The organism is Clostridium sp. (assembly GCF_050717515.1).
Classification (GTDB): Bacteria; Bacillota; Clostridia; order Clostridiales; family Clostridiaceae; genus Clostridium_AD.
On the sequence record NZ_JBOITL010000007.1, the window covers coordinates 61,152 to 72,839 of the forward strand.

The following is an 11,688-nucleotide window of genomic DNA, read 5'->3' on the forward strand; positions in this document are numbered from 1 at the left end:
CTCTCATTAAAATTTGTTTAGAATTACTTAGCGCAGCAAGATGCAGTTGTAGTAATATATACTTTATATTTCAGTTTCTAAATTTCAATAAGAAATGCTTCATAAGCTCTAAAAGCTTCATAAATATCTGCTTTACTTGCAATTTCCCAAGGTGCATGCATGTTATGAAGCGCAACTCCTGAATCAATAACCTGCATACCATACTTAGCTAATAAATAAGCTATAGTACCACCGCCGCCTTGATCCACTTTACCAAGCTCTGAGGTTTGCCATGAAATTTTATGTTTTTCCATTATAGCTCTAAGCTCTGCAATAAATTCTGGGTTTGCATCGTTGCATGCAAGTTTTCCTTTAGATCCAGTATACTTGGTTAAAACTATACCTTTTCCAAAGTATGCAGAATTAAATTTTTCCATAACTAAAGGAAAGTTTGGATCAAAGGCCGGACTTACGTCAGAAGATAACATTTTAGAATTTGCTAATGCTCTTCTTACTTTTAGATCACTATATTCTCCCATTAAATTAACAACTTCAGCTACTGTGTTTTCAAAGAATCTAGATTGCATTCCTGTTGCACCACTATTACCTATTTCTTCTTTATCTGCAAGTAAAACAATACAGGTTTTATCTGTTTGTTTGATGTTCATTAATGCTTCATAAGATGTATAAGCACAAACTCTGTCATCATGTCCATAAGCCATAATCATACTGCTATCTAGTCCATAACTTCTAGCGCGCCCTGCAGGTACTACTTCCAGTTCTGAAGATACAAAATCTTCTTCATCTATATCATATTTATCATTTAAAAGTCTTAATATATTTAACTTAACTCTATTTTTAGCGTCCTTATCTTCTACTGGTATACTTCCCATGAACACATTTAAATCTTCACCTTCAATACCCTTTTCCATAGTTTTTTGCAATTGGTCTACAGATAAGTGATATAGAAGATCTGATATTCCCACCACTGGTTCTTTTTCATCTTCTCCTATTACTATATTTACTATTGTGCCATCTTTCTTAACCACAACACCATGAATAGCTAAAGGCAACGTCACCCATTGATACTTCTTAACTCCACCATAATAATGTGTTTTAGCTAATGCTAAATCAGAATCCTCATATAATGGATTTTGTTTTAAATCAAGTCTTGGTGAGTCAACATGAGCACCTAAAATTTTAAAACCCTTTTCAATAGGCTCAGAGCCAATTAAAAATAATGCTAAAGTTTTTCCCATGCAGTTTGCATAAACTTTATCACCAACTTTTAATGTAGTACCTGCATTTATATATGTATTAATGTTCTTGTAACCGTTTTTTTCAGCTGAAATAACAAATTCAGTTATGCACTCTCTTTCAGTTTTGCATTTCGACATAAAATCTATGTAATTATCAGACAATGCGAAGACCTTTTTCAAATCACCTTTAGTATATTTATCCCAAGCTAATTCATATTTTTTTTCTAAATGTTTAACATCAGACATGTTTACTTGCCTCCTAATATAACTACTTTTTACATTTACCATTCTACTAAATATTTTATCAAATTACAAACACCAAAACTGTCTTTAAAATTGAATATAATTAGAATGATTTATTTAATTTTTACGAGCTGCAGTTACTTCCTCTATTCTCATATTTATGGTTTCAACAGGTGTTATCTTAGAATTCAAACTATATCTATAATTAGCTGCAGCAGCCTCTATAATCACTGCTATATTTCTACCCGGCCTAATTGGCAGCGTTATTTTTCTTAAAGGCACGTTTAGAATATCCATAAATTCATTATCTATACCAAGCCTATCATATTCTTCATTCTCATTCCACAGAGTAAGTGAAATATATATGCTAATAGTCTTAGTGTTTAGAACGGAACTCATACCATAAATCGCTGGAATATCTATAATTCCCATACCTCTCACTTCCAGCATACCTGAAGTTATATATGGACAACTTCCCAGGAGCACACCATCAATTTCTTTAATGTCTACCGCATCATCTGCAATGAGTCTATGACCCCTCTTAATTAATTCTAAAGCACATTCACTCTTACCTATACCACTTTCACCACTTATTAATATTCCTATACCATAAACATCTACTAAAACTCCATGAAGTCTAGTTTCCGGGGCTAGCTTAGTGTCTAAAAAATTTGTAAGCTTACTAATAAATCTTGTGGAAATTAATTTTGTCCTTAAAACCCATAAACCATTTTCCTGTGCTGCCTTCAGAATTTCCGTGTGAGGTTCCAAACCCCTAGTAAAAATAACACAAAACGGATCCAATTTGAAATATTTGTTAATTCGTTTCTTCCTCAGTTCTACTTCCATGCAGTCTAGGAAGCCCCACTCTGCCATGCCTATTAATTGCACTCGCTTATTATCAAAATACTGATAAAAGCCTGCAATTTGAAGCCCTGGTCTATTAATATCACTAACACTAATTAATTTACCCTTTTCCCCTTCCACTAAAACCTCTAACTTAAAATGCTCTATTAATTCCTCTATAGTAACATCCATTAAAATTCCCCCTTTCTATTAATCAGTAAATTTATTGTTTTTAATCCTTCTATTATACTTTTTTGATTGTATCTAATTGCGATCTAAAATTTCTTTTAACATTGTCAATATACTTTTGTCTTAATTCTTGCTGCTCTACTTTCTCCTCTTCTGTAAGTCCCAGTTCCTTGCTTTTCTTATAAAGATAATTTATTCTACTCGTTAACTCATCTATACTCATAATATCACTCCTTTACTATTTTTAACTTTTTTATTATAGCAAAATATTTTATTGGTAAACAGTAAAAATCAAACATATTATATTTTTTATAATTATAGAACAAGAAATTTAAGACTTTTTTCGTCATTTACATATTATGTAAAATAGCTTTCCCAAACACCTACATGGGTTTATTTGGTATATTTTACCATATTGTGTTTAATTATTTTCCGAAAATATAGTTTATTTTGTAATTTTGTATATTTTATTGACTAACAAAAAAACTAACATGATCTAAATAATTTGGTATACTGTATTTACTTTACAAAAACAAAATTAAAAACAAGGAGTACAAATATATGAATAAGAGGCATAAATATATGAATATTAAATTACAAATTATAAAAAAAGAATTAGAATCATTAAGAATGATATTACATTTTCTACTCAATTTTAAAAAACCTACAGATAAAATAGTTGTGTCCTGTAGCCAGCAATTAGATGAAGTTATTGTTAAGTATGAAAAGGTTAAAGCCACTTGCAAAAAAGTGGCTTAACCCTCCGCTTATTATAAAAGAAGATTAAATATCTAATTCAAGTAAAATATCATCAATATCTATATCTGCATCTTCACCATAAAAAACTACTGCGAATTCATTAAATTCATATGCATCTTCTGATATATCACAGCCAATAAACTCATACTCAATTTTCATTTGCTGCGAACATTCCTCCATAATATCTTCCACATTATCTGCTGCAATATCACTTAGATAAGGTAAAAAATATTCTTCGTACCATTCCTCTTTATCCTTTTTAAAATCTCCTTCTTCATTTGCATAACATGTAGCCGCTTCCATTTCTACTTCATCATAATAATATTTAAATTTTAGAGCTATGGTGTCCTTTTTATATTGAATTTCTGCTATATCACTTAGATCATTTATTTTTAAAAAATTAATTATAAATTGTTTATTCAAATAAATCCCCTCCATATTTCATTAGTAAATTATTCATTAAGATTTTATGCTTATTTAAATAATACTAGAAATGCCCTTTTTTTTCTATAACAAATTGCAAATATATTTCTAATTATATTCTTTACATTTAAGATACACTTAACTCCTTATAAAAAAAGGAAAACTCCACTATTAAAGTAAAATTCTCCTTTTTTATTATTTATTTGTGATTCACTATTCTAAAAGTTCTAAATACGCTTCCACAAACTTGTCAGCCATCTCATATTCTTTAGTGTCTGGAACAAATTTAAATTTAAGTCCCTCTTCTACCACTTTAAATTTTAAAGACTTTAGCCTTTGTGTAAGCATAGGAACTCCTTCTCCACTCCATCCATAGGATCCAAAAGCTGCAGCAGCCTTACCTCTGTTTGTTATTGCACACACAAGAGATAAAACGTCCCAAGCAGGTTTTACAGCATCTTGATTAATAGTTGGAGAACCGATCATGATACCACTAGCTTTTTCAATTAATTCCACAATATCGCTTAAATTCATAGATGAAATTTCATGAGCCTCAGCTTTTATACCATTTTCATTGATTTTGCCTGCTAAATATTTTCCAACTTTTTCTGTATTACCATAAGCTGAAACATAAAAAATTTGAACGTTTTTTTCTTTTATTTCGTAAGTTGTAGCCCATTCTCTATAAAGGTCTACATACATTTTAATATCATTTACATGTATAGGTCCATGACTTGGTGCTATTATATCTAATTCTAAATCTTTAATTTTATCCAGGCCCATATTTACAAACTTTTTAAAAGGCCCCATTATAACATCAAAATAATATTTCATTTCATCAAAATAATCACCTGAGCAGTTATCTGTTATACAATTAGTTGGTGAATAGTGACAGCCCATTACATCACAAGTAAACAATATTTTTTCTTCCTTAATATATGTAAACATTGTATCCGGCCAATGTAAATTTGGTGCTGAAATAAATTGCAAAGTGTTTTTACCCAAGGAAATTTCTTCCATTGCTGGCTTACTATTGAATTCCACATTAGTAATTTCTTTTAAATAGTTTATAGCAGCTTTTGAAGCAACAACAACAGCCTCTGGATAAACTTCTAGGAACTTAGCTAAAGAACCACTATGGTCCAGTTCTGTATGCTGAACAACTATGTAATCAACTTTTCTTTCTCCAATAACGCCTTTTATCTTACCTAAAAACTCTTCAAAATAACCATCTTTAACACAATCTATTATAGCAACTTTTTCATCATCTATTAAATATGAATTATAAGTAGTTCCTTTTTTTGTTTCCATTATAATATCAAATACTCTAAGCTCGGGGTTGTTCACACCAATCCAATAAATATTATCTTTTAACTTTGTTGTTTTCATTCTCAAAATCCTCCTTGTAGTTCTATGGAGAAGATAACAATTATTGACCGTTACCCCGCCTATAAACTTATATGATTTTAATCCTCTTATATATAATATATTTTACCACATTTAGCAAAGCTATTCAACTAATAATAGTTATTGGTTGTCAGATTTTTTATTGGTATGCATAGCTTTGTCATTTTATAGTTTGTCACTTAAATATTAAAATATACTCTTGTTTTAGCCATCACAGTTTAGCGGTAAAAGTGAAATTATTATAAAATAGTATTCCTACGCTAATAATGTCTTTTTTCCTTAATTCACATCTAGCGATTATTACCCGCTAAGTTATTCTAATAAACTTGAAGGTTTCCCCTTATAAAAGATATACTCTAAATGTAGCGCTCTTGTAAGAACTACATATAATATCTTCTTGTCTAACTCATTATCACCGTAATTCTCTTCATCGCAATTATAAACAATACTACAATCGAATTCTAAACCTTTAGTCATATAGGATGGTATAATTATTCTTTCTGACTGAAAATTTTTATCAGTATTTTTTATTAACTCCCAATCATTTTTGCTATATTTTTTAAGTTGCGTCTTTATGTGTTTACACTCTTCAAAAGTTTTTCCAATAACTGCAATACTTTTCTTTCCACTTGTCTTTACACTCTTAACTATTACATCTAATTTTTCTGCAAACTCTTTTTCCTCAAAGTATCCTATTAATTCAGGTTCTTTCCCATGTCTTAGTACAGGACTCGCTGGAGTTATATAATTTTGTTGCTTTTGAAGTACCCTATTTGCTACATTTATTATTTCTATAGTAGATCTATAGCTTTGAGTTAGTGGAATATAATTTGCTTGTCCTTTAAAAACCTCACTAATAAGCTTTTGCCAACTCTCAATGCCCTTATAATAATAAATTCCTTGCCCAATATCACCTACAATTGTGAAAGAGTCATTAACTGCAATGCTTTTAAGCATCAATAATTGAAAATTACTATAATCTTGCGCTTCATCTATTACAATATGAGAAAAATTGAATTTATCTAAACCTTCGATTTTAAGCTTTAAATAAAGTAAAGCTGCCAAATCATCGCTATCTATAATATTATCACCTATGTTTGCAATAGTTTCGGATTTAATAAAGTCATATAATTTTGTGCCTATTTTACCTTCTGTAAGCTCATTAAAGACCTCTTCATCTACAAGTAAATTAAAATATAAGTCAATTATGCTCTTTTGGGACCATTGTTTAAAATACTCATCCATTGCTTTTTTAGCATTAGCCTTGAAATGCTTTTTTTCCTCATCCCTTTTATCATAAAGTTCAATAATTTTTTTTCTTTTAGAAAGTTCATCCTTAATATCTCTTTTAACGCTTTGAATTGATCTGTCATAGGTATCATCTATTTTTTCAAAGACTTCTGGAATTATAACCTTTAATTTCAAGTTGAAATATCTCTTAATCTCCTGTTTTCTTTTATTTAGCGGGAAGTTTACTAAATCCTTAGAGTATAATCTTTTTATTTCATTTGAACTAAATACTATATATTCCCCCACCATAATGTCCTCAATTTGAATATCTTTATTTTCTATATATTTTAAGTATCTATCCATAATAGTTTTATATGTCATGCTTCCTTTAAATTTACTGCTAGTGGTTATAAATTTCACTTTTTCCTTATTGATTTCTTCCATAACTAAGGAAAATTTCATATCCTTAGTGTGAATTTTCCCACTATATTTTAAGATGCTACAAGCAATATCCTCAAAGGTGCTTTGCTTAACTCCACTTACCCCAAGACTAGGTAGTATATCAGAAATATAATCTAAAAATAGCTTATTAGGCGCTATAACTAAAATTTCATGGGTGGTTAAATTCTCACTATATTTATACATGAGGTATGCCAGCCTATGTAGCGCAACTGTAGTTTTTCCGGAACCTGCGGAACCCTGTATAATCATAACTGTATTTTTACTTGCCCTTATAATTTCATTCTGTTCCTTTTGAATCGTAGCTACAACATCTTTAAGCTTGCTTCCTATGCTTTGTTCTAAATTTATCTTTAAAAATTCATCTACTAATGCATTATCCTCACTTTCATCATTTGAAGCTCTTAATATTATGTCATTAATACCTTCATCGAAAGCATTTTCTAATTTTTCATCTTTAATAAGAAATTTACGTTTTAGAGATAGCACACCCTCAACAAAACCTATAGGTGCCTTATAACTAACATCACCTTGCTCCCCACTATAATACAATTCTGCAATGGGCGCTCTCCAATCAATTACTTTTTCTTCTGCCTCAGTGCTATCATTCAAACCAAATTTGCCTATATAATAACTTTCCTTTTCTCTTCTACGTTCACTAAAATCAATCCTTGCAAAATACGGTTTATGCGATGCTTCATTGTATTTTTGTAAATTATTATTTGCAAACTCATATACCTGCTGTGTTAATGCTAACTCTTCATTATATGTGCCACCAGAACTTTTCTTTAACATAGATACTTTTTTTTCTAATTCTACCTGTTTTTCCGCTGCTAAATTAACTTGCTTATTGAGCCACCCTACAGTTTCCTCTAGTTTATGCTTTTCTAATTCCATTTCGCTCTTATTTATTGCCATTGCCGCACCTCCATTCCTATACTTTGATTTACAATTATACAATTTAACTCAATAAATGTCAATTTATGCTTTCTTATCCTTAAAAGTAACTATCTAGTATGAGAATTTACTCTACCTTATTTCAGATGCTTTATACTATATAGCACAAAGCCTAAGTTTTTAAAAATTTCTTTAAGAAAATTTATGAATTCCTTAATAATAAAAATACCAAATCATATAATTTAGTAGCATGAACTTTAAGGGGGTATTTATGAATATTTTAATAACTGGTGCAAAAGGTAATATTGGAACATATCTTTGCAGCGTCTTGTCAAAATCACATACTATATATGGATTAGATAAAACTCAGCTTAATATAATGGATAAAATAAATACTGAGAAAACTCTCAATGAATTAAAGCCTGATGCTGTAATTCATATTGCAGCCATAACAAATAAATACATTTGTGAGTACAATGATGATTTGGCCTATAGCGTAAACACTGTTGGAACTTTAAATATTGCCAATTGTTGTAATTTTCTTGATATTCCCATATTATACCTATCAAGCACAGATGTATATGGTGATACTAAATCTTCCCCCTACAGCGAAAGTGATGAATGTACTCCAATAAATGCATATAGCAAGAGTAAACTCGGGGCAGAAGAATTAATCCAAACTATTTGCAGCAAATATTTTATTATTCGCAGCTCAAATATATTTGGTGGTAATGATTGTTTTGTTACAAAACTTGTAAAAGGCATGCATACTGCAATTTATCTATTTTCAAATCCCACTCTTTCCATAACTAATATTGAAGATTTGACTGCAGTTATTCAGAGGCTTCTAGCCACTGATAAATATGGAGTATATAACTATACCAATGAAGGTTGTTTATCAAAATCACAACTAATAAATAGTATAATAGAGTTTGGTAATCTTAATATTCCGTTGATTTTAAACTCAGATAAACTCTTGTCTAATATTATCAAAGAACCTAAATATACCTGTGTGGATTGTTCTCATATAAAAAGCTCCCTTGGTATTAAAATTCCACCTTGGAATGATAGACTTAAAGATTATATTAATAAGGAAATTTAGAATAGACTAGACCAGTTTACTAACTTGTTATTTATTTGAACCTACCTAGAAACCTTAAATTTTTTATCTTCATTGACATTTAGACACTTTCGGAATAGAATATCAGTATAGGTATACCCACTATGGGTATGGAGGTGTTTTTATGTTAACCATGGATAATAAATCAATTAATGCTATAAAAAAAGGGAATTCAGTTTTAGTGATTAAGTCTGTACTAAATTCTTGTGGTTGAGGAGGAACACCTACAAGGAGTCTCTGGATTGAGTCTCAGAAAAATTTTACTCCTTCAGAACAATTTATTTTAATGGAATATGAGGGCGTGAAGGTGTACCTTCATAAAAGCCTTATTCTAAATAAAGATATACATGTATACCTGAAATTAAAAATTCCATTTTTCGGCTCCATATATGGAGTCAAAGGCGTTAGGTTATAAATATTATAATCTTCTATAGTTCAAAAGTTTTTCTTACTGAACCGTATCATAAATAAATGCGAATCTCACTAAATCTTATGTAATGTGTAATTTTAACAAAATCTAAAAAATAAAATCAGGGTATTACACAAATAAAAATATTATGCTATACTATAAAAGTCAAATCAAATTCAATGCGTTGTACCGACGGTCATATCATCGTCGATACAGCGCATTTTTTTTAATTTAAGTAAACCAAAGGAGGAAATTATGGAAAAATGTATGCCTAGAAATGGGAAAGAAGGATTGATTTACGGGGGTGTTATATGTGCATTGACTTGCATATTCATGGCTACTATGAATATTTCTATTAACATGGGTGGAGTGTCAAGAGAAGCTATAGTTACATCATTAAAAGCATTTCCATTAGTCTTTATAATTGCAATGATACTTGAAACTTTTATTGTGGGGAAGATAGCGGGTAAACTAGTGAATGTTTTTAGTTCCCCATCAGATAGTTTAAATGCTCATATTCTGTTTAGGACATTTTTTACCGTTATTGGTATGTCTATTATTATGACAAATGTGGGAGGAATTTTAGCAAGTGGTTTCAGTATGGAAGTCATTAAAGAGTTCCCACTTATCTGGCCACGCAACTTTTGTGTAGTTATATTTTTGGAACTGCTTATTGTACAGCCTATTGCAAGAACTGTGATGAGAATAATGCATGACAAAAATGAAAATGATTTAGATGGTAGGTTAGGTGCATAAAAACAAAAATGTTTTGAGCAATGAACAATCTTCATAAGGGGCTTAATGTTGAGTTTTTTATGCGTTCATGACGCCAAGTAATTCTAAAATTTATTTTAGAATTACTAAGGTTTGTTCAGACGCATTTTACGCAATATATACTTTTATTAGCATAATTCACCATTTAAAATGTATAGTTGCCCTGTATAAATCCTCATTAATTAATAGCAATAAAATTAATTATACATAAACATGTATTTTCACAAAATAATCTTACAGGCTTACTTTTTATTTATACTTTGCATATAATTACATTTTCTGCACAACAATTCTGATAACATGTAAGTATAATTTTAAAAAGAGGTGGTATGATTTTGCACAAATTTAAAAAATCAAGTTTAGTAATTATAATTATTTCTATTTCAGCTATTTTATTTTTATCAAACTTAGGATTAAATAAATATTATTATTCAAAATTCACTCCTTCCAAATGGGTTCGATATGAAAAGAAAAGAATTTTAATGGTAGACAACCTGTTAAAAAATAACAAGCTAAAAGAAAAAAATAAAGAAGATATATTAACTTTATTAGGCAAGCCAACTAAATCAGAAAAGACAAGCAATTCAATTATGTATTACCTAGGATCTGAAAGAAGTTTAATTAGTGTAGATAGTGAATCTCTTTTCATTTATTTTGATGAAAAAGAAAAATGCATTAAATCCGAAATAATTATAGATTAGCTATTACGAGTACAACGGTAAATAAGAACTAAACCGCTAAAAACGTTGGCATACCAGTGATAACTATGTAAATCATATTATAACTCACATAAAATCCACTTCCTTTAGTCTTTTATTGTAGAAATCAAAAATAAGGGAGTGTTGTTATTTATGTGTGAATTAAGACAAAGACTGAAAATATATTGTAAAAAGTACGAAGCAAAAAAGACTATAAATGCGGAATAGAGGGAAAGTATGAAAAATGTTTTTATAAATAAAGACTTACAAGGAAAAGAACTTAATGAGTTATTATTATTTGTTGGTGGGAAAATCAATAAACTGTCTTTATCAAGGTACTATTTTGGTAACCTTACACAAGAAGAATTCAATCAAATGCAGTCTGAAGATAAACCATTAATTCTTGCGCAGGATAAACAAAGACGACTAGACTATAATGAAAACATTAATGGATATAGAGACCTAATAAATGATTACTGTGACACAGAAATGGATGGGGAAGAATTTTTAAATCATATTCTTAACCAAGAGATAGAGTTTTGTACTTCATTAGGATATGAGGAGTTCCAATTAGAAAATGAAGAGTTCCAAAATGAAAAATATGAGCATTTTAATGGAAATACAGAAGATTTTTTATACAAAAAATTTACACGAGTAACCCCTGCATCTAGGGGACCCTTGTTTGAAATGTGTTATTTTATAATAGGTGATATATTTAGAAATTTAATGTTAAATATGAGTAAGTTATTTGTATATCCTCACCAAATTGAAGGTACTGAGTTTGAAGACTTAACCTTTTACAAAGAAGAAAGGATAATATTAGCAATTTGTGCTCATGAGGGTTTTGCACGTATGAATTTAGAAAATGACGAATACGAAGAATTCGCAAAATTAAACATTTTACACGGAGTAAAATAATAACAAACTACATATTTTTATGACAGAACTAACAACTTCTATAAGTGATTATACTTTTAGTAAATGGTTAATGTTTTT

11 protein-coding genes are annotated in these 11,688 nt (G+C 29.6%); 5 read left to right on the forward strand and 6 right to left on the reverse strand.

What is annotated here, in order from left to right:
• Positions 1-77: 77 nt before the first annotated feature.
• From ACREV6_RS01780 to ACREV6_RS01790, 3 genes are all read right to left on the reverse strand, one after another.
• The gene (locus ACREV6_RS01780; protein WP_431576317.1) at positions 78-1,484 is read right to left on the reverse strand and encodes an aminopeptidase; all 1,407 of its coding nucleotides are present in this window, start codon (positions 1,482-1,484) and stop codon (positions 78-80) included.
• 114 nt (positions 1,485-1,598) lie between these two features.
• The gene (gene hprK, locus ACREV6_RS01785) at positions 1,599-2,519 is read right to left on the reverse strand and encodes an HPr(Ser) kinase/phosphatase (RefSeq protein WP_431576318.1); all 921 of its coding nucleotides are present in this window, start codon (positions 2,517-2,519) and stop codon (positions 1,599-1,601) included.
• A 52-nt stretch (positions 2,520-2,571) separates the two neighbouring features.
• Positions 2,572-2,739: a DUF896 domain-containing protein gene (locus ACREV6_RS01790; protein ID WP_431576319.1), complete on the reverse strand. Its 168-nt coding sequence runs from the start codon at positions 2,737-2,739 to the stop codon at positions 2,572-2,574.
• A 359-nt stretch (positions 2,740-3,098) separates the two neighbouring features.
• Between ACREV6_RS01790 and ACREV6_RS01795 the strand changes: the two genes are divergently transcribed.
• Complete coding sequence (locus ACREV6_RS01795; RefSeq protein WP_431576320.1) at positions 3,099-3,275, forward strand: Spo0E family sporulation regulatory protein-aspartic acid phosphatase; 177 nt, start codon at positions 3,099-3,101, stop codon at positions 3,273-3,275.
• Positions 3,276-3,299: 24 nt separating this feature from the next.
• On the opposite strand, the gene ACREV6_RS01800 is transcribed toward ACREV6_RS01795, so the two are convergent.
• The 3 genes from ACREV6_RS01800 to helD form a co-directional block, all read right to left on the reverse strand.
• Positions 3,300-3,698: a hypothetical protein gene (locus tag ACREV6_RS01800; RefSeq protein WP_431576321.1), complete on the reverse strand. Its 399-nt coding sequence runs from the start codon at positions 3,696-3,698 to the stop codon at positions 3,300-3,302.
• 213 nt (positions 3,699-3,911) lie between these two features.
• Positions 3,912-5,087, reverse strand: coding sequence for an FprA family A-type flavoprotein (locus ACREV6_RS01805; RefSeq protein WP_431576322.1), 1,176 nt, complete (start codon positions 5,085-5,087; stop codon positions 3,912-3,914).
• Between the two features lie 330 nt (positions 5,088-5,417).
• A complete protein-coding gene (gene helD, locus ACREV6_RS01810) occupies positions 5,418-7,712 on the reverse strand; it encodes an RNA polymerase recycling motor HelD (protein WP_431576323.1) in 2,295 nt (764 codons plus the stop codon).
• 250 nt (positions 7,713-7,962) lie between these two features.
• Between helD and ACREV6_RS01815 the strand changes: the two genes are divergently transcribed.
• The 4 genes from ACREV6_RS01815 (at position 7,963) to ACREV6_RS01830 (ending at position 11,610) form a co-directional block, all read left to right on the forward strand.
• Complete coding sequence (locus ACREV6_RS01815; protein ID WP_431576324.1) at positions 7,963-8,793, forward strand: SDR family oxidoreductase; 831 nt, start codon at positions 7,963-7,965, stop codon at positions 8,791-8,793.
• 682 nt (positions 8,794-9,475) lie between these two features.
• Entirely contained in the window at positions 9,476-9,976 is a 501-nt protein-coding gene (locus tag ACREV6_RS01820; protein WP_431576325.1) for a DUF2798 domain-containing protein, read from the forward strand.
• A 353-nt stretch (positions 9,977-10,329) separates the two neighbouring features.
• Positions 10,330-10,695, forward strand: a complete 366-nt coding sequence (locus ACREV6_RS01825; protein ID WP_431576326.1) for a hypothetical protein — start codon at positions 10,330-10,332, stop codon at positions 10,693-10,695.
• 234 nt (positions 10,696-10,929) lie between these two features.
• Positions 10,930-11,610, forward strand: a complete 681-nt coding sequence (locus ACREV6_RS01830) for a hypothetical protein (protein WP_431576327.1) — start codon at positions 10,930-10,932, stop codon at positions 11,608-11,610.
• The last annotated feature ends 78 nt before the right edge of the window (positions 11,611-11,688 follow it).